This window comes from Streptomyces sp. SCSIO 30461 (genome assembly GCF_037023745.1).
GTDB lineage: Bacteria > Actinomycetota > Actinomycetes > Streptomycetales > Streptomycetaceae > Streptomyces.
In genome coordinates this window covers 2,672,926-2,695,306 of the sequence record NZ_CP146101.1, presented here as the reverse complement: position 1 = coordinate 2,695,306, position 22,381 = coordinate 2,672,926, and the positions used below count along the sequence as shown (strand labels likewise).

The following is a 22,381-nucleotide window of genomic DNA, read 5'->3' as shown; positions in this document are numbered from 1 at the left end:
CCCGGGGTCGCGGGTACGACCCCGGGCGCACCGCTTCGGTCCGTTGCGGTCCGCCGGTCCCCGAATCCGCAGGTACTTCGACGCGGTCCGGGAGACGTTCTCCCCCACTCGCACACAGCAGGGATAAGGCGCCCTCACCGCCGGGGCGGGCGGTGGACACCCCGGCGGCTCGGCGCGGTCGGACCGTCAGCGGTGGTCCGGCAGGCTCCAGTGGTACGGCTCGATCAGCCGGTCGATGCTCTCGGGTCCCCAGGAGCCCGGGGAGTACGTCTCCACCGGGCGGGGGTGCTCCAGGAGCGGAGCGGACGCCGCCCACAGGCGCTCGATCCCATCGGCGCGGGTGAACAGCGACTGGTCGCCGAGCATCGCGTCCAGGATGAGGCGCTCATAGCCTTCGAGTGCGTACATCGAGTTGAAGGAGTCGGCGTAGTCGAACACCATCTCCGCCTCGTCCAGGCGCATCGCGGGTCCCGGCTCCTTCACCAGGAAGCGGATGCCGACCCGGCCGGGGTCGGCGAAGTCGATCAACAGCTCGTTGTTGCGGCGCTCGCCCGCGAAGTGGCGGGCGCCGATCGGGAACATCCGCAGCGCCGGTTCGCGGAACCCGAGGGTGACGACATGCCGGCCCTCGGCAAGCGACTTGCCCGAGCGCAGATAGAACGGCACTCCGGCCCACCGCCAGTTGTCGAGCTCCACGCGCAGGGCGACGAACGTCTCGGTGTCGGACTGGGGGTCCACCCCGGGCTCGTCGCGGTAGCCCTCGTACTGGCCGCGGACGACATGCTCCGGGTCCAGTGGCCGCATGGTCTCGAAGACCTTGGTCTTCTCGTCGCGCAGTGCCTTGGCGGTGAGGCTGGTGGGGGGTTCCATCGCCACGAAGCCGAGCAGCTGGAAGAGATGGGTGACGATCATGTCCCGGAACGTGCCGGTGCCCTCGAAGAACTGCGCGCGGCCCTCGATACTGAGCTTCTCGGGCACGTCGATCTGCACATGGCTGATGTGGTCGCGGTTCCAGACCGGCTCCAGGAAGCCGTTGGCGAACCGCAGCGCGAGGATGTTGTCGACCGACTCCTTGCCGAGGAAGTGGTCGATGCGGAACACCCGGGACTCGTCGAAGACGGAGTGGATGGTGGCGTTCAGGGCCTGGGCCGATGCCAGGTCGGTTCCGAACGGCTTCTCCACGATGACCCGTCCGTTCTCGGCGAGACCGGTCTTGCCCAGCACCTCGATGACGGACGGAAATGCCTTCGGTGGCACGGCGAGATGGAACAGGCGCCGCGGGGATCCCCCGATGGCCTGCTCGGCGTTCCTGACGGCCGCGAGCAGCGGTGTCGGATCGTCGGGGTCCTCCGCGCCGAAGCTCAGGGTGTCCTCGAACCGGTGCCAGTCCTCGCCCTCGGGCTTGGAGCTGCCGAACTCGGCCACCGCCTCGCGTGCGTGTTTGCGGAACTCGTCGTCGCTGAGCGCAGCCTGGGAGGGGGCGGTGCCGACGATGCGGTAGCGGGTCGGCATCAGCCCGGCCTTGGCGAGGTGGAACAGACCGGGCAGCAGCTTGCGCTTGGCCAGGTCGCCGGTGGCGCCGAACAGCACGATGACATGGTCCTCGGGTACCTGGAGGCCGCTCGCCGAACGGTTCTCGGGCTGGTCGGCCGTCGTCTCGTTCGCCGACCCGCCCTCCTTCCCCCCGGCCGCCTGGCCCGCGGCCTGGTGCTCTTCCTGTGTGTGTGCCGGACCGGACATCACTCACCCCGCCTTCTCGGCGTGACCGCCGAACTCGCCACGCATCGCCGAGAGCGCCTTGTCGGTGAACTCGCCGAGCCCGCGCGACTCGTAGCGCTGGATCAGCGCCGCGGAGATCACCGGCGCCGGCACGCTCTCGTCCACCGCCGCCAGCACCGTCCAGCGGCCCTCGCCGGAGTCGGAGACCCGTCCCGCGAACTGGTCGAGCCCCGGCGAGCGGGCCAGTGCGTCGGCGACCAGGTCGACCAGCCAGGAGCCGACAACCGAGCCACGCCGCCACACCTCGGCGACTTCGCCCACGTCGATCGTGTACGGGTAGGCCTCGGGCTCGCGCAGCGGGGCCGTCTCGGCGTCGACGGTGCGGCTGGTGAGTCCGGCGTCCGCGTGCTTGATGATGCTGAGGCCCTCGGCGATGGCGGCCATCATCCCGTACTCCACGCCGTTGTGGACCATCTTCACGAAGTGGCCCGCCCCATTGGGTCCGCAGTGCAGATAGCCGTCGGGCGCGGTGCCGTCGGTGCGGGTTCGGCCTGGTGTCGGCTCGGCCAGTCCCTTGCCCGGGGCGATGGTGCGGAAGATCGGGTCAAGCCGTGCCACGGCCTCGTCGTCGCCGCCGATCATCAGGCAGTAGCCGCGTTCCAGGCCCCAGACGCCGCCGGAGGTACCGCAGTCGACGTAGTGGATGCCTCGTGGGGCCAGCTCCTGGGCCCGGGCCATGTCGTCGCGGTAGTACGAGTTGCCACCGTCGACGACGGTGTCGCCGCTGGCGAGCAGCCCGGCGAGTTCGTCCAGCGTCTTCTGCACCACACCGGCCGGAAGCATCAACCAGATGTTGCGTGGCTGTTCCAGCTTGCCGACGAAGTCCTGGAGGGAGGTGGCCGCGGTGGCGCCCTCGCCTTCGAGCTCCTTGACGGCCTTGGTGTCCAGGTCGAAGACGACGCAGTGATGGCCGTCGCGCATCAGCCGCCGCACCAGGTTGGCGCCCATCCGGCCGAGTCCGATCATGCCGAGTTGCATGGGTGTGTCAGTGGTCATGGCCGACCCCGTTCTCGTGACCGTTCCGATGCCCGTTCCCGTGCCCGTTCGGGCGGCCGCTTCCGTGGCCGTTCTTGAGGGCGCGGTAGTGGCGGATGAGTGCGTTGGTGGACGAGTCGTGGTGCAGTTCCGGCTCCCGTTCGGCGGTGAGTTCCGGGATGATCTCGGCCGCCAGGACCTTGCCGAGCTCGACGCCCCACTGGTCGAAGGAGTCGATGTTCCAGACGGTGCCCTGCGTGAACACGTTGTGCTCGTAGAGCGCGACCAGCCGGCCCAGCACCCGGGGTGTGAGCTTCTCCGCCAGTAGCACGGTGGACGGCCGGTTGCCCTCCATCACCCGGTGCGGCACGACCTCGGGGGCGGTGCCCTCGGCACGGACCTCCTCCTCGGTGCGGCCGAAGGCGAGCGCCTGGGCCTGGGCGAAGATGTTGGAGGACAGGATGTCGTGGTGGTCGCCCAGCGGGTTGAGGCTCTTGCCGAAGCCGATCAGGTCGACCGGGATCAGCCGGGTGCCCTGGTGCATCAGCTGGTAGAAGCTGTGCTGGCCATTGGTGCCCGGCTCGCCCCAGTAGACCGGCCCGGTGTCGTAGTCCACCCGCTCGCCACCGAGGGTGACATGCTTGCCGTTGGACTCCATGGTGAGCTGCTGGAGATAGGCGGGGAAGCGGCTCAGATACTGCTCGTACGGCATCACGCCGACCGTCTGGGCACCGAAGAAGTCCGCGTACCAGACCGCCAGCAAGCCCATCAGCACGGGCAGGTTCCGCTCCAGCGGAGCGGTGCGGAAGTGCTCGTCCATGTCGTGGAAGCCGGCGAGCATCTCACGGAACGCCTCGGGGCCGATGGCCAGCATGGTGGACAGGCCGATGGCCGAATCCATCGAGTAGCGCCCGCCGACCCAGTCCCAGAAGCCGAACATGTTGTCGGTGTCGATACCGAAGGCGGCGACCCGTGCCGCGTTGGTGGACACGGCCGCGAAGTGTCGGGCGACGGCCTCCTCACCGAGCCGGCCCACCAGCCAGTCCCGTGCCGAATGGGCGTTGGTGAGGGTCTCCAGGGTGCCGAAGGTCTTCGACGAGACGATGAACAGGGTCTCGTCGGGTGACAGGTCGTGCAGCGCCTCCACGAGGTCGGTGGAGTCGACGTTGGAGACGAAACGGAACGTCATGTCCCGGCTGGTGTAGTGGCGCAGCGCCTCGTACGCCATCACCGGGCCGAGATCGGACCCTCCGATGCCGATGTTGACGACATTGCGGATCGGCTTCCCGGTCGCGCCCCGCCACTGCCCCGAGCGCACCCGCTCGGAGAACGCGGCCATCCGGTCCAGCACTCCGTGGACCTCGGCCACGACATCGGTGCCGTCGACGGTCAGGGAGCTGCCACGGGGCATCCGCAGGGCGATGTGCAGTACGCGCCGGTTCTCCGACACGTTGATGCGATCGCCGCGGAACATCTCGTCCCGGTGGTGTTCGAGGCGGGACTCGCGGGCAAGGTCCAGCAGCAGCCCCATGGTCTCGTCGGTCACCAGGTGCTTGGAGTAGTCGAGGTACAGCCCGGCCGCCTCGGCGCACAGCCGCTCGCCGCGTACGGGGTCGTCGGCGAACAGCGACCGCAGATCACGTGCGGCGATCTTCTCGCGGTGGCGTTCCAGCGCCTGCCATGCGGGGCGCTTGCGGAGCAGTGTGGCCGTCATCGGGTCATCGCCTCCTTCCTGCGTGCGAGCACTTCACGCGCTGTCTCGGTCACCCGCTCCGGGGTGAAGCCGAACTTGGTCAGCAGCTGTTTGAGCGGCGCTGAGGCGCCGAAGGTGTGCATACCGATGAGAGCGCCGCCGTCGCCGACATAGCGGTCCCAGCCGAAGGTCGACGCCTGCTCGATACCGACCCGTGCGGTGATGTGCGGTGGCAGCACTCGGTCGTGGTACTCCTTGGGCTGACGGTCGAACAGCTCCCAGCAAGGCATGCTGACCACCCGCGCCTGGATGCCGTGGGAGGCCAGTTCCTCCCGGGCGGACAGCGCGAGATGCACCTCCGAGCCGGTGGCCAGCAGGATCACGTCGGGCTCGCCCGAGCCCGACGGCACGTCGGCCAGTACGTAGGCGCCCAGGGCGACTTCGGACGCGGCGCCGAAGCCGGACCCGGAGCGGTCGAGGGTGGGCAGGGCCTGGCGGGAGAGCACCAGCGCGGCCGGCTCATGGCGCAGTCCGGCGATCAGCCGCCATGCCTCGGTGACCTCGTTGGCGTCGCAAGGGCGGAACACCAGGAGACCCGGCAACGCCCGCAGTCCGGCGATCTGCTCGACCGGCTGATGGGTGGGGCCGTCCTCGCCGACACCGATGGAGTCATGGGTGAAGATGTGCACCACCGGGATCTCCATCAGCGCGGACAGCCTGATGGCGGCCTTGGCGTAGTCGGAGAAGATCAGGAACCCGGACCAGTACGACCGCAGCTTCGTCAGCGCCATGCCGTTGGCCACGGCGGCCGAGGCGTGCTCCCGTACACCCAGGTGGAGATTGCGCCCGTACGGCTCGTCCGGCTCGGAGTCACCGGCTCCGTCGAAGGTGAGCCGGGTCTTGGTGGACGGGGCCAGGTCCGCGGACCCGCCGATGACCCAGGGCACCCGCTCGGCGAGGGCGTTGAGCACCTGCCCGGAGGACTCGCGGGTGGCCAGCCCCTTGGGGTCGGGGGGAAATTCGGGGAGCTTGCTGTCCCAGCCGTTCGGAAGGTCGCGGCGCTGCATGCGCTGGATCTCGTCGGCGAGTGTCGGCCAAGCCGCCCGGTACTCCTCGAACCTTTGTTCCCAGGCGCCGCGCAACTCGGCGCCCCGGGCGCCGATGCCCTGCTCGAAGCGTGCACGGACCTCGTCGGGGACCCAGAACTCGCGGTCCTCCGGCAGTCCGAGGAAGCGCTTTGCCGACCGTACGCCTTCGGGTCCGAGCGGCGAGCCATGGGCTTTGGGCGAGTCCTCGACCGGCGAGCCGTAGCCGATGTGGCTGTGCACCAGGATCAGGGTGGGCCGCTCGCTCTCGGAACGGAAGCTGTGGAAGGCCCGGTCCACCGCATCCAGGTCGTTGGCGTCGGCGACGGTGGTCACGTTCCAGCCGTAGGCCAGGAAGCGCGCGGCGACGTCCTCGGTGAAGGCGATCCCGGTGTGGCCCTCGATGGTGACCCGGTTGGAGTCGTAGATCCAGCACAGGTTGGACAGCTGCTGGTGTCCGGCGAGGGACGCCGCCTCGGAGGCGATGCCCTCCATCATGCAGCCGTCACCGGCGAGGGCGTACACATCGAAGTCGAAGAGCGTGAAGTCGTCGCGGTTGTAGCGGGCGGCCAGCCAGCGACCCGCCATGGCCATCCCGACGGAGGTGGCGACACCCTGCCCCAGCGGCCCGGTGGTCGTCTCCACGCCGCTGGTCCAGCGGTATTCGGGGTGTCCGGGGCAGCGGGAGCCCAACTGCCGGAACGACTTCAGGTCGTCGAGGGTGACGGCGGGGCGCCCGAGTACCTCGTAGTCCGGGTCGACCGCCTGTACCCCGGCCAGATGCAGCAGGGACCAGAGCAGCGTGGAGGCGTGCCCTTCGGAGAGCACGAAACGGTCCCGGTTGGGCCAGATCGGGTCCGCGGGATCGAACCTCAGGTACCGCTGCCAGAGCGTGTACGCCACGGGCGCGATGCCCATGGGCGTGCCCGGGTGCCCGGAGGCTGCCTTCTCCACGGCGTCCATGCACAGGCCGCGGATGGTGTTGACCGACAGCGTGTCCAGGTCGATGTCCAGGGTGGTCATATGCGCTCCCGTTTCCGGCAGGTACGGCGGGTACCCGGGCTCGGCGAGTGGTGCGGGCTTGGGCGATACGGTGCGGGCGGGGCACCGGGCGACGCGCGTCCGGGCGCTCCCCGCCCACCGCACGGCATGGACGGTCCTCTTGCCAGCCTGACCGGAAGCACTTGCTCCGGTCCTCACCCGCGAGGGGTGAACAGGCCGGAAGCGTCGGCGTCGGCCATGGCTCAGGGTGACTCAGACGTGCGGTACGACGGCTACCGGGCAGGCGGCGTGGTGCAGGACGGCGTGCGCTACGGAACCGATGTGGGAGCCCCTGGCCGCACGGCGGCCCACCACCACCAGCGAGGCGCCGGCCGCAGCCTCCACGAGCCGGTCGGCCGGACGGCCCGGTGTGGCGTCCTCGGTCACCTCGACCCCCGGAAACTTGTCCCGGTAGGGGCGTACCGCCGCGGCCAGCTCCGCCTCCCGCTCACCGCGTACCTCGGCTTCCCGGTGATGGAAGGCAGGAGCGTGCCAGGTGTGCAGGATGTGCAGCGGGACGTCGTGCTTTGCCGCGAAATCGAAGGCGAACTCCAGCAGCTCGCCACCCCCGTCCCCGTGTCCGGTGTCCAGACCGACGACGACCTCTCCCCCTTCGGGGCGGCCTCCCTCGCCGTAGCCCGGCCGGACCAGCACCACAGGGCGCTTGGCGTCCGCCACGACCTCCTGTCCCACCGAGCCGACGATGAACCCGGAGGCGCTGCCGAGCGCGGACGACCCGAGCACCAGCAGCTCCGAGTCGGAGCCCACGTCCACCAGCAGCCTGGCGGGGGCGTCCTCGGTCTCCTCAGGCGATGTGCCGACCCCGGGGCTGCGGGTACGAGCCCGCTGCTCCGCGGCCGTCAGCAGGCTCCGGTCCTCCTCGGCCTGCGCCTCCCGCGTCGGCCTCACGCCCTGGAGCCGGTGCTCCTCCCAGCGCGACGCGTACACCAGGCGCAGGCTCGTGCCCCGCAGCGCGGCCTCGTCGGCTGCCCAGTCCACGGCCGCCATGCTGTCGCCGGAACCGTCCACTCCCACAGCGATGGGTAGGGACATGGTGGTCCTCCTTGCCTCGGGGCACATGCGCAGCGCCGTCACGGACCACCGCGCACAAGGACGCCTCATCACGAAGCTACCGATGAGCGGCGGGCGCCGCGATTCAGAGCTTCACGGAACGTGAGCAGGGTCCGAGGGCAGGCGCCGGCGAGGTTCAGCGCGCCGCGAGGCGGAAGCTCATCCGGCCGAAGCCCACGACGTCCCCGGCCTGGACCACGACCGAGCCGGTCACCCGCCGGTCGTTGACCGTGGTGCCGTTGGTGGAGCCGAGGTCGCGCAGCACCCACAGGCCGCCGCGCAGCGACAGTTCGGCATGCAGCCGGGAGACGGACTCATGGCTGAGCCGCAGCCCGTTGGACGGGTCGCGGCCGATGCGCAGGGGGTACGGTCCGGGTTCGGGCAGCAGCAGCGGGGGAAGTCTCTCCGCCTGCCAGGCGCGGCCGAGTCGAACGGAGAGCGCGGAGACCCGGCCGACCGCGCCGAACAGCTTCTTGGCCAACCGGCCCTCGGTACGCAGATCCGCGGTGAGTGCCCGCAGTTCGTCGGGGGTGCTCGCCACGAGGGCGAGCTCCACCCGTCGCACGAACGTGTCGTGGGACAGCCTGCCTTGGACCGCGCCCTCCCGGAGTCTGCCCAGTGCACGGTCCCGTTCCGCGTCTGAGACGCGGGCGAGGTATGTCTGGAACTCGAAGGAGGACGTCACACAGCCGATTGTCGGGCCGGATGCCCCGGGGTGTCCAGAAGCGGCGGTGCGGTGGACGATCCGGTCAGCGCCCCGCGCGCTGGGAGCGGATCAGCTCCCGGTACCACGCGTAGGACGCCTTCGGGGTGCGCTCGAAGGTCTCGTAGTCGACATGGACCAGTCCGAAGCGCTGGGACGCCCCCTCCACCCACTCGATGTTGTCCGTCAGCGACCAGACGAAGTAGCCGCGTACGTCCACGCCCGCCTCGATCGCCTGGTGCAGCGCCCGCAGATGTCCGTCCAGATAGGCGATGCGGCGGCTGTCGTCGATGCCGTCGTACGAGCATCCGTTCTCCGTGATGTGGACGGGAGGCAGCCGGTCCCCGTAGCGGTGCCTGAGCGAGACGAGGAGTTCGCGCAGTCCGTCGGGGACCACGGGCCAGCCGAATTGGGTACGCTCCGCGCCCTCGACCTCGCGGAGCCCGAAGGGCAGTCCTTGGGGCATTCCGAGACCGGAGTACGAGGCGAGGGCGTCCGGTGTCGGGGCGCCGACCCGCATGGGGCTGTAGTAGTTGATGCCGTACCAGTCCAGGGGCTGGGAGATCACTGTGAGGTCCTCGGCGACCGGCCCGGGCATCAGGCCGTCGAAGCCTTCGGGGTAGCGGCCCGTCAGCAGCGGGTCGGAGAAGAGCCGGTTGGTGAGGATGTCGTAGGTCTCCGCGCCGGTGCGGTCCTCCTCACTGTCGCTCGCGGCGTGTACGGGTGAGTGGGAGACCGCGAGGCCTATGTTCGCTGCGCCCGCCGCACGCAGGGCCTGCACGGCGAGGCCGTGGGCGAGCAGTTGGTGGTGGGCGGCGGGCAGCGCGTCGAAGAGGAGCTGTTCTCCGGGAGCGTGCTCGCCGAGCGCATAGCCGAGCAGGGTGACCTCGGCGGGCTCGTTGACGGTGATCCACATGGGTACGCGGTCGGCCAGCCGTTCGGCGACGGCGGCGGCGTACTCGGCGAAGCGTGCGGCGGTGTCGCGGTTCAGCCAGCCGCCCGCATCGTCCAGGGGCAGCGGGGTGTCCCAGTGGTAGAGGGTCGGGGCAGGCGTGATGCCGTGGGCGCACAGCTCGTCCACGAGGCGGTCGTAGAAGCCGAGCCCGGCCGGGTTGGCGGCACCGGCGCCGCCCGGGATCACCCGGGGCCAACTGACGGAGAAGCGGAAGGCACCGGCGCCGAGCCCGGCGAGGAGGGCGACATCCTCACGGTAGCGCTCGTGGAAGCCGGTGCCACGGGCGGCGTCGGCGCCGTCCTTGATGCGGCCCGGCTCTGCGGCGAAGGCATCCCAGCCGGACGGGCCCTTGCCTTCGGCGTCGGCGGCCCCCTCGGTCTGGAAGGCGGACGCGGACGCTCCCCACAGGAATCCCGGCGGGAAGAAGGGCAGCGCGGCGGCGGGCGGAACGGGCTGCGATGTCATGGCCCGGACCCTAGTACCGGCGGGTAGCCGTCCTCCAGACCCGGGAACTTGTCAGGATGGATGCGAATGCCACCGATGCGGAACTGACGGACCGACACGACAGGGGATACGCCAGTGCTGTTCGAGGTGTGGGCGCCGCACGCCCGGGACCGGGTCGTGCTGTGGCTGGACGGTGTGCGGCAACCGATGGACCGCGATCCCGGACGCGGGGGCTGGTGGTCCGCGGATGCCGAAGCGGCCGACGGCGCGCGCTACGGCTTCCTGCTGGACGAAGGACCGCTGCTGCCCGACCCGCGTTCGCGGCGCCAGCCCGACGGCCCCGACGGGCCGAGCGCTGTGGTCGCCCCGGACGCGTACGCCTGGAACAGCGGCGACTGGCCGGGCCGCGGCCTGGCGGGCGCGGTGCTGTACGAGCTGCACGTGGGCACGTACACCACGGAGGGCACGCTGGACGCGGCAGCGGCCCGGCTGTCCGAGCTGGTGGAACTCGGCATCACCCATGTGGAGCTGATGCCGGTGTGCCCGTTCCCCGGGGTGCACGGATGGGGGTACGACGGGGTGGCGCCCTGGGCCGTACACGAGCCGTACGGCGGCCCCATGGCGCTCAAACGCTTTGTCGACACGGCGCACGGTCTGGGGCTCGGGGTGGTCCTGGACGTGGTGCACAACCATCTGGGGCCCTCAGGCAACCATCTGCCATCCTTCGGACCGTATCTCACGGACACCCACCACACGCCGTGGGGCGCGGCGATCAATCTGGATGCCCCCGGCTCGGACGAGGTGCGCGCCTATCTGGTGGGCAGCGCGCTGGCCTGGCTGCGTGACTACCGTGTGGACGGACTGCGGTTGGACGCCGTCCACGCCCTCGTGGACAACCGCGCGCTGACCTTCCTGGAGGAGCTTTCGGCCGCTGTGGACGCCTTCGGCGCCGACGCGCACAGGCCGGTGTTCCTGATCGCCGAGTCGGACCTGTGCGATCCGCGGACGACCACACCGCGCGAGGAGGGCGGGCTCGGGCTGCACGCCCAGTGGAACGACGACTTCCACCATGCCCTGCACACAGCCATGACGGGCGAGTCCCGGGGCTACTACGCGGACTTCGCCCGTGCCCCGCTGGCCGCGCTCGCCAAGACGTTCGGTCATGTGTTCTTCCACGACGGGACGTACTCGGCCTTCCGGGGGCGCACCCACGGGCGCCCGGTGGAACTGAGCCGCACTCCGGCACACCGCTTTCTGGGGTACATCCAAACCCATGACCAGGTCGGCAACCGGGCCATGGGCGACCGGCTGTCCGCGCGGCTCTCCCCCGGGCGGCTCGCGTGCGCGGCGGCGCTGGTGCTGACTGCGCCTTTCACCCCGATGCTGTTCATGGGCGAGGAGTGGGGGGCGTCCACGCCTTGGCTGTACTTCACGGACCACACCGACCCGGAGCTTGCCGAGGCCGTACGGCAGGGCAGGCGGCGGGAGTTCACCGGGCACGGCTGGTCCGCCGACGACATCCCGGACCCGCAGGAACCGGCGACGCGGGAACGCTCCTGCCTGGACCGCGGCGAGCGCGACCGGGAGCCGCACGCCCGGCTGCTGGCCTGGTACCGCGAGCTCATCGCACTTCGCCGCTCCCAGCCGGACCTGTCGGACCCTGATCTGGCGGCGGTGCGGGTCGCCTACGACGAGGAGGCGCGCTGGTTCGTGTTCCGGCGCGGGGACCTCAGGATCGCGGTCAACCTGGGCGAAGCCCCGGCGGTGATCCCGCTGGGCGGGGGCGAGGCCGGGGTGCTCGCGGTGTGGAACGGGGTGCGGGCTCCGGGGCCTGACGGGGTGCTGGAACTGCCGGGCGAGTCGTGTGTGGTGCTCGTGGGCGAGTAAGGGTCCGGGAGGTACCGGACCGTGCTTCAGGCATCCCGGTAACGGTCCCGGGCCTCGGGGAGCTTCCGGCGACCTGCTGGCCGGTAGCCGGCGACGGCTCCGGCACCGGAGCTCGGAGTGCAGACGATCGCGCTCGAAGAGCCCGGCTCCCGGAGTGCGGCCGCCGCGGCGGGGGCGCCCGGCTCCCGGAGTGCGGCCGCCGCGGCGGGGGTGATCGCCGTACCGTGGCCATGACGGCGGTGTTCACGGTGCACGCCCGTCGGTTCGAGCAACCCGGGCCTGCCGGGACCGGCCGACCATACCGTCACCGCCGCCACGGCGGCGCCGTGGTCGTCGAACGCGACCAGACACCGGGCGTCCTGGTAGGGCAGCCCTGCCGCCATCGCGTGCGGGCGCTCGTCCGTGAACCTCGCCCCCTCCCGGGCCGCCCGTTGTGCGGCGGTGAGCACATGCGCCCGCTGCGGACCGACGGCGGCGATCCGCGTGCCCGGCGCGGGTGTTCCCACCGTCGGACGGGGCCGGTGCTTCGCATCCGTCCGGCGTGCTGCGCCGCTCGCGTGGCGCAGCACGACCGGGCGAGGGTCAGTCCGCTCCGGGGCCCCGGCCGATGAGCCGCTCCAGCAGGTCCTGGAAGTCGCCGTTCACGACGATCCGCAGTCCCTCGCCGTCCTCGGTGCGGTCGCTGAGCTGGGTGAGCGTGCCGTCGCGCCACCAATACACGTACGGGGTGATCGCACCGGGCGTGTCGGCGTATCCGGAGGCCGCGAAGGCGGCCATGCCGTTGAGCGACGGAATGATGCCGGCGTCGCGAATGACATGGAACGCGACCTGGTGCCGGAAGGGCAGGGCGACGAGCGCACCGTCGGCGGTGATGTGCCGACCGCTGATCTGGTGGGCGAGCGTGTCGAGCGCGAGGACCCGGCTGGCGGTGTAGAACGAGTCGCCGACAACCACGTCGAAGCGCATACCGCCCGCGTCCTCGACCACCTCATGGCCCTCCACCGGAAGGCCGCGAAGGTTCGCCATCGCGCGTTCCCTGAGTTCCTCGATCCGTCCGAGCGGCTCAAGGGCCTCGTCGGTGAGCATCATGACGCTCTCGGGGAGGTCGAGAGCGAGGACCTCACACAGTCCGGGCGCAAGGTGCCGCGCGTAGCCGAAGGCGCTGGGATCGAGGCCGTCCGAGCCGATGACCCTCGGGTAGAGCTGCGCGCGGATCTGCTCCGGTGGCAGGGTGTCCAGGGCCGACGGCGCGTCCATGGTGCGCAGCACCGTGGTGACATGCCCGCGGATCACCTCGGGCCACACTCGGGGGCCGCGGTCGTCGTTGTGGCAGACTGCCGCGAGATTGCCGAGTCCGAACTGGCGGCCGGAGCTGTCGGTCACCACATCGGAATAGACGGTGACCTCGAGGCCCTGCTCGGCGAACGCCTCCCGGACCTGCCCGCGGAAACGCGCGGCCTCGCCGACCGAGAAGAACGCGAACTCCTCGTCGCGGGGCACGTCGTCCCCGTCTCTCCTGGGTCCTCGCCGGAACAGCCCCACATCAGCCCCCGCTCATCGTGTGGTACTCGGTTTCCCGCGTGTGCTCTGGTTTCGAGCCTACCGATCCCCCGGCCGGGCGCGCTCTGCGGGTACCGTGCCTGCCCCGCCCCGCTCAGTCCATCCGTACGGTCAGATGGGCCCGATGCCTGCCGTGCGCGATCAGACGGGCGTTGGCCTCGTCGGAGTCCGTTACCCAGCGCTCGGCGCCACGGCGCTCCTTGCCGAAGCGCACATGCCGGTCGACCAACCGGGGCAACCGCCGCCGGTCGTCGAGCTCCAGGTACCAGACCTCGTCCAGCAGGCCGCGGATCCGGGCCCAGGGCCCCTCGTCGTGGAGCAGGTAGTTGCCCTCTGTGATGACGAGTGGGATGCCCGGCCCGACCGGGATGCTGCCCGCCACCGGCTCCTCGATCTCGCGCCGGAATGCGGGCGCGTACACCGTGCCGCCTTCCCCGGCCCCTCTGAGCCGGGCCAGCAGCGCGATGTACCCGGCGGCGTCGAAGGTGCCGGGCGCGCCCTTGCGGTACGCCAGTCCAAGCCGCGCCAGCTCTGTCTGCGCCAGATGGAACCCGTCCATGGGTACGAGCACGGCGGACCCGTCCAGTCGCGCCACCAGCTCCCCGGCGAGCGTCGACTTGCCGGCTCCCGGCGGCCCGGCGATCCCGAGGATCCGGCGCCCTTCGGCCCGGGCCAGGCGCCTGGCCCGGGCGGTGAGTTGTTCGATCGCGGGTTCCATGGCAGGCATTGTGCCCGCGTCCGGGGATACTGGGCGCTCCCCGCTCATCCTCGGCAAGGAGCACCCATGTCCACGCAGCGGCGCCGTGTCGCCCTGGTCACGCTGGTCGTCCGCGACTACGACGAGGCCATCGCCCACTACCGGGACGCCCTCGGTTTCACGCTCGTCGAGGACACGGACCGGGGCAACGGCTCACGCTGGGTGGTCGTCCGCCCCGGGGACGGCGGTGGCAGCGATCTGCTGCTCGCCAGGGCGGCGGGCGATGAGCAGCTCGCCGCCGTCGGTTCGCAGACCGGTGGCCGTGTGGGCTTCTTCCTGCACACCGACGACTTCGCCCGCGACCACGCCCGGATGGTCGCCGCAGGGGTGCGCTTCCTGGAGGAGCCCCGCCGTGAGCTGTACGGCACGGTTGCGGTGTTCGAGGACCTTTACGGCAACCGGTGGGATCTGCTCCAGCCCGCGGAGGCATGAGCGGCGAGGCGCCGCGACGTCTCAGGGCTTGCGGACCTTGATGACGACGGTGCTGCACACCTTGTCGGCAAAGGTCTGGTGCTTGCCGTCCCACAGCGGCCACAGATAGCCGATGTAGCACGGCAGTCCGTCGAGGACATGCGCCAGTTTGCGGACGAACGCCATTCCGAAGCCGAGTGTGCGCCCATCAGCCTCGCGGTGCAGGCTGATCCCGAGGACGCGCTTGCCGATCGTCTGCCCGGTGCTGCCTTCCCGGTAGAGCTGGAAGAAGGCCATGCCGACGGCATACAGAGCGCCGACCGCGAAGAGGGCACCGGGCTCGGCCGTGGCCGGGTCGTCGCTGAGGGCGAGGTCGATCAATCCGAGCGCGTACATGGGACCCGCGATGATCAGGGCATCGAGCAGGTAGGCACCGACACGTCGGCCCCAGTGGGCCAGCGTGGGCATTCCGCCGGGCATGCCGGGGTACGCGCCGTACGGCTGCTGAGCACCGTAGGCAGGGGGCTGCTGGGGGTAGCCCTGGGGAGCGCCCTGCTGCGGATAGCCGTGACCAGGCCCGCCCTGCGGAGGCTGCTGGGAGTAGGGGTTGTTCGGGTCGCCAAAGCTCATGGGTGAAGCCCTTTGTCGGTTCCTGACACGGCGGTCCGGGCGGAGGGACGACCAAGCGATCCGAGCGGTCTCCCCCTGTGGTACCGCGCACTGCGCCCGACATCGTGGACGTACGTTCGACCGCTTGTCCAATCGGACTCCTGCCGCGTCCCACCCCGTCGCGTCCTGCCGCCATTTGGCGGCAGGACGGTTGCGGGTCCGTCAGACGTGCCATGGGATCGACGCATGCACATACCCGGAGCGATATCCGGCCGCGGGCGTTGTGCCGTGGTCACCCTCGCGGCGGTGCTCTGCACGGCGATGCATTCCGGGGCGTTCGCCCCGACGCACACCCCACCCGAGCACTCCCTGGCCGGAGGACCGGTCCCCCCTCCCGTGAACGGTCCCTCCCTGGACTGGAAACCCTGCCCCGGAGCACCCGGCTTCGAGTGCGCCGCCGCCTCCGTACCGCTCGACCACCGGGCTCCGGGCGGGCGGGCGATCGAACTGGCCGTCATCAAGCGGAAGGCGACCGACCCCGGGCACCGCGTCGGCACCCTCTTCTACAACCCCGGCGGCCCCGGCAGCTCGGGGACGGAGGATCTGCCGCTGTCCTACGAGCTCTTCCCCGAGGAAATACGCCGGCGCTTCGACATCGTCAGCTGGGATCCGCGCGGAGTCGGATCGAGCACGGCCGTGAGGTGCTTCGACTCCCCGCAGGAGGCCTACGAGTGGGCGGCGCGGAACGCGGGCGGATTCCCGGTCGGCGCACAGGAGCGCGAGGTCTGGTTCGACGGGTACACCGATCTGGCCAGGCGCTGCGAGAAGCGCGACCCCGAGCTGTTGCGGCATGTCTCCACCGCCGACACGGCCCGCGATCTCGACCGGTTGCGGGAGGCCGTGGGCGAACAGCGGCTCAGCTACTTCGGGGTGTCCTACGGAACGCTCCTGGGTGCGACCTACGCCAATCTCTTCCCCGGGCGGGTCCGCGCCATGGTCCTGGACGCCAACATCGATCCCGAGGCCTGGTTCGACCACGGCACGAAGATCGAACCGCCGCTGACCATGTTCCAGCGCACGGACGCCGACCTGGGCGCCGCCGCGACCCTGCGGCAGTTCCTGGACCTGTGCGGGCGGACGGACACCGAGCACTGCGCGTTCTCGGCGGGCAGTCCCAGCGCGACCCGGGCCAAGTACGAGCAGCTGCTGCGGCGGCTCGAACGGCGACCCGAGAGCGAGGGGGTCGAGCAGGAGGGATGGACCTACGCCGTCACCGTCGGCACCACGTTCGAGCACCTCTACACCGTCGACCCGTCGTGGACCGAGCTCGCGGAAGTCCTCGAGGATCTCTGGCAAGGGCGCACCCCGGACGAACCTCCTTCCCCGCCCGCCCCGGTGCCGTACCCCGGTTTCGAGCAGATCGAGGCGATTCGCTGCTCGGAGAGCCCCAACCCCCGTGACCCACTGCGCTATCCGTCACTCGCCGACTTCGGCTACCGCCGCGCCGGCGACCTCGGACGCCTCATCCCCTGGTCCACTTCGGCCTGCGCCGTCTGGCCGGCATCGGCCGCCGACCCGTACCGGGGCCCGTGGAACCGGCCGACAGCGCCGCTCCTGGTGGTCAACTCCACCTTCGATCCGGTCACTCCGCACCAGGGTGCCGTGGCCATGACACGGGAGCTGGCCAACGCCCATCTGCTCACCATCAAGGGGTACGGGCACTCCGCACTCACGAATGTCAGCCTCTGTGCGGACGAGTACGAGAGCCGCTATCTCATCGACGGCACCCTGCCCCCGGCCGGGACCGCCTGCACCCAGGACATTCCCCCCTTTGCTCCCGTGAATCCGATCGAGCCCGAGGGCGGTCTCGACACGGGCGGCGGTGGGCTGGCGAAGGGCGACCGGGTTCCCTCGCGTGCCGGTGCCGCGACCGGATAGGTTGCCGGGAAGCCCGCGGCGTCCGGTGCATGGGGTCAGCCCCGGCCGTACCGGGTGTACTCGGGTGATTCGACAGCGCAGCGACGTGCCGTGCCGGACGTCTTGAGCCGCTGTCCCCACACGGTCACAACACTGGTGTCCCCGAGCGGCGACAGCGGCCGACCGCGCCTGGAACACGAGGCCGGGCAAAGGGGAGGACCGGCATCGACCACCGTGGAACCAGACCGCCCGTCGACGGCCGGTGCCCTGGCAGGCGGCGGCGCGCCGTCCGCCGAGTCCACGGCCCCGGGTGCGCCGTCGGCCGGGAACACGCTCGCCGGCTCCTGGCGGCTGCTGCGGGACCCGGTGGTCGTCACATCGGCCGTCGCGTGCCTACTGCACCTGCCGTGGTTCCGGTTCGTCGCCAACAGCGGTGGTGACGTCGCCGCCCAGGACGCGTGGGCCTCCGACCACACCTCGCGGATCATGCCCTCGGCAGGACGGCACCTGGGTCAGCTTCCGCTCTCGTCCGGCTCCAGCCGCAGCGAGATGGAGTTGATGCAGTACCGCTGGTCCGTGGGGGTCGGGTAGCCCTCGCCCTCGAAGACATGCCCGAGGTGCGAACCGCAGCGTGCACAACGCACTTCGGTGCGGACCATGCCGTGGGAGCGGTCCTCGATGAGCTCCACCGCGTCCGAGTACTTCGGGTCGTAGAAGGACGGCCAGCCGCAGTGCGACTCGAACTTGGTACCGGAGGTGAAGAGCTCGGCGCCGCATGCCCGGCAGGAGTAGACGCCCTTGGTCTTGGTGTTCGTGTACTCACCGCGGAAGGCGGGCTCGGTACCGGCCTCCCGGAGCACCGCGTACTCCGCCGGGCTCAGCTCCGCACGCCACTGCTCGTCCGGCTTCTCGACGTCGTACGCCATGCTCGTTCTCCCTCGTCTCGGGTCCTGGACGGACTCACTCGGACAACTGGGCCAGGATCAGTGGACCGAGGTCCGTCACGTCGCCCGCGCCCATCGTGAGAACGAGATCACCGGGCGCCGCCATTCCCGCGACGAGGCCGGGAACAGCCGCCTTGTCGGGCGCGGGGGTCACACGGGCACCCGCGGCGGTCGCGGCGTCGGTGATCAGGGCGCTGGTGACACCCGGGATCGGGTCCTCACGGGCCGGATAGATGTCCAGGACCAGGGATGCGTCGGCGAGGGCGAGGGCTTGGCCCATCTCGACGCCGAGTTCCTGTGTGCGGGAGAAGAGATGGGGTTGGAAGACCACGAGCAGCCTGCGGTCGCCGGCGGCGGCTCGCATGGCCTCCAGGTCGGCGGTCATCTCGGTCGGGTGGTGCGCGTACGAGTCGATGACCTGCACACCGGCCGATTCGCCCTTGAGCTGGAGACGGCGGCCCACGCCGGTGTACGCGGTGAGGGCGGTGGCCAGGTCGACGGGGGCGATGCCCATCCGGACGCCGGCGGCGAGGGCGGCGGCGGCGTTGTGGGCGTAGTGGCGGCCCGGGACGGAGACGGTGAAGGTGATCTCGCCACCACCGGCGCCGCCCGCGCCCACACCCGTCGCCTTGTCCGTGTCGGCACCCGTCACGACGCCTTCGGCCAGGGCGACGGTGACCTCGCTGGTCATACCCTTCGGCCGGATCGCGAGGATCCGCACATCGGCCGCCTCGTCCTCACCGACCCGCACGATCGTCAGTTCCTCGCGGGTCGCGACCCGGGCGGCCAGCTCCCGGGCGCCGGAGTGCTCGCCCACGACCAGGGTGCCGTTCCGCGGGATCTTGGCGACGAACGCCTCGAAGGACTCGTGGATCTCGTCCATGGATGCGTAGTTGGCGTGGTGGTCGAGCTCGACGTTGAGCACGATCGCGACCTCGGGGTCGTACTTCTGGAAGCTTCGGTCACTCTCGTCGGCCTCGGCGGCGAAGAGCTCGCCCTCGCCGTGCCGGGCGTTGGTTCCGGGCCCGGCGAGATCTCCGCCGATCGCGTACGAGGGGTCGAGGCCCAGCTCGCTCAGGGCGACCGCCAGCATGGAGGTCGTGGTGGTCTTGCCGTGCGTACCGGCCACGGCGATCGTGCGGGTACCGTGCATCAGCGAGGCGAGCGCGTCGGAGCGGTGCACGACGGGAACGCCGAGTTCGGCGGCTCGGGCCAGCTCGGGATTGTCGGCACGGATGGCGCTGGAGACGACCACGCAGGAGGCGTCGTCGGCGAGGTGCTCCGCAGCGTGCCCGATGTGCACGGTCACCCCGAGCGCGCGCAGGGCGTCGGCCGTGGCCGACTCCTTGGCATCACTGCCTGCGACCTTCGCACCGCGCTGAGCGAGGATCTTGGCGATCCCGGACATTCCGGCGCCGCCGACGCCGATGAAGTGCGGCCGTTGCATGGCGCGGGGGATGCCGGGTGCCATCTGTGTGTCTCCAGAGTGCGATCAGAGCGGGTGCCGTACGAATGCCCAGCCTATTCGCTGTGGGCGAAGAGCTTGAGCACCGGTACACCGACCTTGTGACGGGCCCGGGACGCCCAGTCCCGGTGGAAGAACTCCTCCACGTAGTGCGGTGCGGTCAGCACGATCACCTCGTCGGCGCCGGATTCGTCCACGATGGTCTTCAGCGCGTCCAGCGGATGGTCCTCGACCACCTGGCCGACCGCCTCGCTCCCGGCCGCCCGCAGTGCCGCGAGCGAGTGCTCCAGGGCGATCTCCGCGGGCTTTCTCGCCTCCTTGCCCTCGGGTTCGTCCCCTTCTCTGACCGCGTCCTTGAGTTCGCCCATGGCGACATCGTCGATGGCACGCAGCAGGAAGTCCGCCTGGTCGCCTCGCGGCTGCATGAGCACGATGAACGAGACGGGCTCGTCCGCGTGCAGGGTGGTGACGAAGTCCACGTCCACGGACGTGAGTGGCTTCTCGATCATCAATACGCTGGTGAACACTTCAGGCGCCCTTCTGCGTTCTGCGGAAACCATCCTTCCCCGTGTTCGCACGGGGTCCGTGAGTAATAGTGCCCGCCCGGGGCAAACCGGAACGAAAAACGCCCGCTACCTGTCCGGTCTATCCGATCCTGCGGTAGCTGGTGAAGAGGAACCCGTCCTCTTCCAGCAGCGATGCCAGCCCGAAGCGCCGCGGCACCGCCACCGACGGCCCGCCCGCGATCCGCTGGGCGTCCCCAGCGGTCAGCGTCGGGGACACGGTCAGGCACAGTTCGTCCAGCACATCGGACGCGATGAACTGGCCCAGCAGCCGCGGACCGCCTTCGGTGAGCAGCCGCCGCAGCCCTCGGTCGGCCAGGGCCCGGACGGCGCGGGCGGGGTCGACGCCGGTGCCGTCACCGGCGACCACCACGTCCACGCCCGCCGCGCGGGCGGCGTCCATCCGGTCGGGCGGCGCCGTGGCCCCGGTCAGCACCAGGGTCGGCACCTGAGGGGAGGCGTACAAGGGCAGGCTGAAGTCCAGATCGAGGCCGGCGCTGACCACGGCCACGGCAGGGGCGGGCCCCTGCCCGGCCGCCGCTCTGCGCTGCGCGAAGGCCTCCCGGGCCCTGGCCGGGCGGTAGCCCTCCTGACGTACCGTTTCCGCTCCGACGATCACCGCGTCCGCCAGCGCCCGCAGGGTGCCGAAGATCCGCATGTCCATCGCGGAGGAGAGCGGCTGCGAGCGCCCCTCGTGCTGGGCCGCACCGTCCAGGGAAGCGACCATGTTGCCGCGCAGCCACACGCCCTCCGTACCGTCACCGCGGGAGCCAACGCCCGGGTAGGCATAAGCCTCCGCGAGCTCGTCGAGGCTCCACTCACGGTCGGCCGGGCCGGCGGACCCGGCGGACCCGGCGGTCGGGTCGGTCACAGGGAACAGACGTCGCATGACGTGCAGTCTGGCACGGCCCGTAGAGTGGTGAGCTGTGTCGACCAGTCCCATAACCGAAGCGGCCCCGCTCTCCCTGTGCGCGCGTGAGCCCCATGTACCCGCCGACCGACTGGTCGCGGAGATGGTCCCGCCGCCGCGTTTCGACGCGGTCCGCTTCGACACCTACGTACCCGACTCCGATCAGCCCAGCCAGAGCGAGGCTGTCTCGGTGCTGAGCGCGTTCGCCACGGGCCTGGGCGGCGCGCACGCCACCGGGTCGGGCCGGCGGCGCTGGTTCGCGAAGAAGCCCGTCGCTCAGGCGGCACCGCGCGGGGTCTATCTGGACGGCGGCTACGGAGTCGGCAAGACCCATCTGCTGGCCTCGCTGTGGCACGCCACACCGGCCGAGCCGTCCCTCAAGGCCTTCGGCACCTTCGTCGAGCTGACCAATCTGGTCGGCGCGCTCGGCTTCCGGCAGACGGTGAGCACCCTCGGCGGGCATCGCCTGCTGTGCATCGACGAGTTCGAGCTGGACGACCCGGGCGACACCGTGCTGGTGTCGACCTTGCTCGGCAAGCTGGTGGACGCGGGTGTCGCGCTCGCCGCCACCTCCAACACACTCCCGGGAAAGCTCGGGGAGGGCCGGTTCGCGGCTGTCGACTTCCTGCGGGAGATCCAGGGACTGTCGGCACACTTCAGGCCGTTGCGTATCGACGGCGAGGACTACCGCCACCGCGGGCTGCCCGAGGCCCCGCCGCCGTTCACCGACGAGCAGGTCACCAGGACGGCACACGCCACCGGCGGCGCGTCGCTCGACGCCTTCCCCGAGCTGCTCGACCATCTGGCACGGGTCCATCCGAGCCGTTACGGAGCGCTCACGGACGGAGTGCGTGCCGTCTGCCTCACCGATGTGCGGCCGGTGCCGGACCAGTCGACCGCGTTGCGGCTCGTCGTGCTCGCCGACCGGTTGTACGACCGCGAGGTGCCCGTGCTTGCATCAGGGCTGCCGTTCGACCGGCTGTTCAGTGACGAGATGCTGAAGGGTGGGTACCGGAAGAAGTACTTCCGGGCCATCTCGCGGCTCACCGCGCTGGCCAGGGACGCGAAGGGGCTTGTCGGCCGGTAGACGCCCGCGGGTTCCAGTAGGTTGAAGCCAGTTGGACCGATTCACTGGCTGGAGAAGGGATCCATCATGGCCACCACGCGTCAGGCTCACACCGTCTGGGAAGGCGAGTTGCTCAAGGGCTCGGGCGTCGTCACCTTCGACTCGTCCGGCATCGGCGACTTCCCGGTCTCTTGGCCGTCGCGCGCCGAGCAGGCGAACGGCAAGACCAGCCCCGAGGAGCTGATCGCCGGCGCCCATTCGAGCTGCTACTCCATGGCCCTCTCGCACGGTCTCACCGGCGCGGGCACCCCGCCCACCCGCCTGGAGACCAAGGCCGAGGTCACCTTCCAGCCCGGCGAGGGCATCACCGGAATCCACCTGTCGGTCACCGGCGAGGTGCCGGGCATCGACGAGGCAGCGTTCCAGGCCGCGGCCGAGGACGCCAAGAAGAACTGCCCGGTGAGCCAGGCCCTGACCGGCACGACCATCACCCTGAGCGCCAAGCTGGCGTAGCGGCCGCGTTCACCCGCAGACGGACGGAGGGGC

Annotated in this window: 21 protein-coding genes; 6 read left to right on the top strand and 15 right to left on the bottom strand. The window is 70.6% G+C overall.

The window, feature by feature from the left end:
* Positions 1 to 186: 186 nt before the first annotated feature.
* The 7 genes from zwf to V1460_RS11785 form a co-directional block, all read right to left on the bottom strand.
* Positions 187 to 1,740 carry a glucose-6-phosphate dehydrogenase gene (gene zwf, locus V1460_RS11815; RefSeq protein WP_338673699.1) on the bottom strand — a complete coding sequence of 518 codons (1,554 nt, stop codon included), beginning with the start codon at positions 1,738 to 1,740 and terminating at the stop codon, positions 187 to 189.
* A gap of 3 nt (positions 1,741 to 1,743) precedes the next feature.
* Positions 1,744 to 2,775: a phosphogluconate dehydrogenase (NAD(+)-dependent, decarboxylating) gene (gene gnd / locus V1460_RS11810; RefSeq protein WP_407077439.1), complete on the bottom strand. Its 1,032-nt coding sequence runs from the start codon at positions 2,773 to 2,775 to the stop codon at positions 1,744 to 1,746.
* Positions 2,765 to 4,468, bottom strand: coding sequence for a glucose-6-phosphate isomerase (gene pgi, locus V1460_RS11805; protein WP_338673698.1), 1,704 nt, complete (start codon positions 4,466 to 4,468; stop codon positions 2,765 to 2,767). Before pgi ends, gnd begins: the two co-directional genes overlap by 11 nt.
* Positions 4,465 to 6,555, bottom strand: a complete 2,091-nt coding sequence (tkt, locus tag V1460_RS11800) for a transketolase (RefSeq protein WP_338673697.1) — start codon at positions 6,553 to 6,555, stop codon at positions 4,465 to 4,467. The genes pgi and tkt overlap by 4 nt, the downstream gene beginning before the upstream one ends.
* A 231-nt stretch (positions 6,556 to 6,786) precedes the next feature.
* Positions 6,787 to 7,626: a universal stress protein gene (locus V1460_RS11795; RefSeq protein ID WP_338673696.1), complete on the bottom strand. Its 840-nt coding sequence runs from the start codon at positions 7,624 to 7,626 to the stop codon at positions 6,787 to 6,789.
* Between the two features lie 154 nt (positions 7,627 to 7,780).
* Positions 7,781 to 8,329, bottom strand: a complete 549-nt coding sequence (locus tag V1460_RS11790) for a DUF1707 and FHA domain-containing protein (RefSeq protein WP_338673695.1) — start codon at positions 8,327 to 8,329, stop codon at positions 7,781 to 7,783.
* Positions 8,330 to 8,393: 64 nt separating this feature from the next.
* A complete protein-coding gene (locus V1460_RS11785) occupies positions 8,394 to 9,767 on the bottom strand; it encodes a GH1 family beta-glucosidase (protein WP_338673694.1) in 1,374 nt (457 codons plus the stop codon).
* 114 nt (positions 9,768 to 9,881) lie between these two features.
* On the opposite strand from V1460_RS11785, the gene treZ reads away from it, so the two are divergent.
* Entirely contained in the window at positions 9,882 to 11,633 is a 1,752-nt protein-coding gene (gene treZ / locus V1460_RS11780; protein WP_338673693.1) for a malto-oligosyltrehalose trehalohydrolase, read from the top strand.
* A gap of 26 nt (positions 11,634 to 11,659) precedes the next feature.
* Here treZ and V1460_RS11775 read toward each other — a convergent pair whose 3' ends face one another.
* The 3 genes from V1460_RS11775 to V1460_RS11765 form a co-directional block, all read right to left on the bottom strand.
* A complete protein-coding gene (locus V1460_RS11775; protein ID WP_407077438.1) occupies positions 11,660 to 12,139 on the bottom strand; it encodes a GNAT family N-acetyltransferase in 480 nt (159 codons plus the stop codon).
* A 76-nt stretch (positions 12,140 to 12,215) separates the two neighbouring features.
* Positions 12,216 to 13,175, bottom strand: coding sequence for a hypothetical protein (locus V1460_RS11770; protein WP_338673692.1), 960 nt, complete (start codon positions 13,173 to 13,175; stop codon positions 12,216 to 12,218).
* 112 nt (positions 13,176 to 13,287) lie between these two features.
* Positions 13,288 to 13,911 carry a nucleoside/nucleotide kinase family protein gene (locus V1460_RS11765; RefSeq protein ID WP_338673691.1) on the bottom strand — a complete coding sequence of 208 codons (624 nt, stop codon included), beginning with the start codon at positions 13,909 to 13,911 and terminating at the stop codon, positions 13,288 to 13,290.
* 66 nt (positions 13,912 to 13,977) lie between these two features.
* Here V1460_RS11765 and V1460_RS11760 point away from each other — a divergent pair, with 66 nt between their 5' ends.
* Positions 13,978 to 14,382, top strand: a complete 405-nt coding sequence (locus tag V1460_RS11760; RefSeq protein ID WP_338673690.1) for a VOC family protein — start codon at positions 13,978 to 13,980, stop codon at positions 14,380 to 14,382.
* Positions 14,383 to 14,403: 21 nt separating this feature from the next.
* Here V1460_RS11760 and V1460_RS11755 read toward each other — a convergent pair whose 3' ends face one another.
* Positions 14,404 to 14,991, bottom strand: a complete 588-nt coding sequence (locus tag V1460_RS11755; protein ID WP_338673689.1) for an RDD family protein — start codon at positions 14,989 to 14,991, stop codon at positions 14,404 to 14,406.
* A 225-nt stretch (positions 14,992 to 15,216) separates the two neighbouring features.
* Between V1460_RS11755 and V1460_RS11750 the strand changes: the two genes are divergently transcribed.
* Both V1460_RS11750 and V1460_RS11745 read left to right on the top strand, forming a co-directional pair.
* The gene (locus V1460_RS11750) at positions 15,217 to 16,908 is read left to right on the top strand and encodes an alpha/beta hydrolase (RefSeq protein WP_338673688.1); all 1,692 of its coding nucleotides are present in this window, start codon (positions 15,217 to 15,219) and stop codon (positions 16,906 to 16,908) included.
* Positions 16,909 to 17,121: 213 nt separating this feature from the next.
* Complete coding sequence (locus V1460_RS11745) at positions 17,122 to 17,478, top strand: hypothetical protein (protein ID WP_338678387.1); 357 nt, start codon at positions 17,122 to 17,124, stop codon at positions 17,476 to 17,478.
* On the opposite strand, the gene msrB is transcribed toward V1460_RS11745, so the two are convergent.
* The 4 genes from msrB to V1460_RS11725 form a co-directional block, all read right to left on the bottom strand.
* Positions 17,400 to 17,813 carry a peptide-methionine (R)-S-oxide reductase MsrB gene (gene msrB / locus V1460_RS11740; RefSeq protein ID WP_338673687.1) on the bottom strand — a complete coding sequence of 138 codons (414 nt, stop codon included), beginning with the start codon at positions 17,811 to 17,813 and terminating at the stop codon, positions 17,400 to 17,402. The genes V1460_RS11745 and msrB overlap by 79 nt on opposite strands.
* 34 nt (positions 17,814 to 17,847) lie before the next feature.
* Positions 17,848 to 19,302 (bottom strand): UDP-N-acetylmuramate--L-alanine ligase, encoded by a 1,455-nt coding sequence (gene murC, locus V1460_RS11735; RefSeq protein WP_338673686.1) that lies wholly within the window; start codon positions 19,300 to 19,302, stop codon positions 17,848 to 17,850.
* A gap of 50 nt (positions 19,303 to 19,352) precedes the next feature.
* Positions 19,353 to 19,823: an indole-3-glycerol phosphate synthase gene (locus V1460_RS11730; protein ID WP_338673685.1), complete on the bottom strand. Its 471-nt coding sequence runs from the start codon at positions 19,821 to 19,823 to the stop codon at positions 19,353 to 19,355.
* Positions 19,824 to 19,941: 118 nt separating this feature from the next.
* Positions 19,942 to 20,748 carry a pyrimidine reductase family protein gene (locus V1460_RS11725; protein WP_338673684.1) on the bottom strand — a complete coding sequence of 269 codons (807 nt, stop codon included), beginning with the start codon at positions 20,746 to 20,748 and terminating at the stop codon, positions 19,942 to 19,944.
* 37 nt (positions 20,749 to 20,785) lie between these two features.
* Here V1460_RS11725 and zapE point away from each other — a divergent pair, with 37 nt between their 5' ends.
* On the top strand, positions 20,786 to 21,856 hold the full coding sequence (gene zapE, locus V1460_RS11720; RefSeq protein ID WP_338673683.1) for a cell division protein ZapE: 1,071 nt from the start codon (positions 20,786 to 20,788) through the stop codon (positions 21,854 to 21,856).
* A gap of 66 nt (positions 21,857 to 21,922) precedes the next feature.
* Positions 21,923 to 22,348 carry an OsmC family peroxiredoxin gene (locus tag V1460_RS11715; RefSeq protein ID WP_338673682.1) on the top strand — a complete coding sequence of 142 codons (426 nt, stop codon included), beginning with the start codon at positions 21,923 to 21,925 and terminating at the stop codon, positions 22,346 to 22,348.
* Positions 22,349 to 22,381 lie beyond the last annotated feature (33 nt).

What these genes read in the sequence shown, in the direction of transcription:
- zwf (WP_338673699.1), bottom strand. Translation starts at nt 1,740, where the DNA reads ATGTCCGGTCCGGCACACACACAGGAAGAGCACCAGGCCGCGGGCCAG.
- gnd (WP_407077439.1), bottom strand. Translation starts at nt 2,775, where the DNA reads ATGACCACTGACACACCCATGCAACTCGGCATGATCGGACTCGGCCGG.
- pgi (WP_338673698.1), bottom strand. Translation starts at nt 4,468, where the DNA reads ATGACGGCCACACTGCTCCGCAAGCGCCCCGCATGGCAGGCGCTGGAA.
- tkt (WP_338673697.1), bottom strand. Translation starts at nt 6,555, where the DNA reads ATGACCACCCTGGACATCGACCTGGACACGCTGTCGGTCAACACCATC.
- V1460_RS11795 (WP_338673696.1), bottom strand. Translation starts at nt 7,626, where the DNA reads ATGTCCCTACCCATCGCTGTGGGAGTGGACGGTTCCGGCGACAGCATG.
- V1460_RS11785 (WP_338673694.1), bottom strand. Translation starts at nt 9,767, where the DNA reads ATGACATCGCAGCCCGTTCCGCCCGCCGCCGCGCTGCCCTTCTTCCCG.
- V1460_RS11765 (WP_338673691.1), bottom strand. Translation starts at nt 13,911, where the DNA reads ATGGAACCCGCGATCGAACAACTCACCGCCCGGGCCAGGCGCCTGGCC.
- V1460_RS11760 (WP_338673690.1), top strand. Translation starts at nt 13,978, where the DNA reads ATGTCCACGCAGCGGCGCCGTGTCGCCCTGGTCACGCTGGTCGTCCGC.
- V1460_RS11755 (WP_338673689.1), bottom strand. Translation starts at nt 14,991, where the DNA reads ATGAGCTTTGGCGACCCGAACAACCCCTACTCCCAGCAGCCTCCGCAG.
- V1460_RS11750 (WP_338673688.1), top strand. Translation starts at nt 15,217, where the DNA reads ATGCACATACCCGGAGCGATATCCGGCCGCGGGCGTTGTGCCGTGGTC.
- msrB (WP_338673687.1), bottom strand. Translation starts at nt 17,813, where the DNA reads ATGGCGTACGACGTCGAGAAGCCGGACGAGCAGTGGCGTGCGGAGCTG.
- murC (WP_338673686.1), bottom strand. Translation starts at nt 19,302, where the DNA reads ATGGCACCCGGCATCCCCCGCGCCATGCAACGGCCGCACTTCATCGGC.
- V1460_RS11725 (WP_338673684.1), bottom strand. Translation starts at nt 20,748, where the DNA reads ATGCGACGTCTGTTCCCTGTGACCGACCCGACCGCCGGGTCCGCCGGG.
- V1460_RS11715 (WP_338673682.1), top strand. Translation starts at nt 21,923, where the DNA reads ATGGCCACCACGCGTCAGGCTCACACCGTCTGGGAAGGCGAGTTGCTC.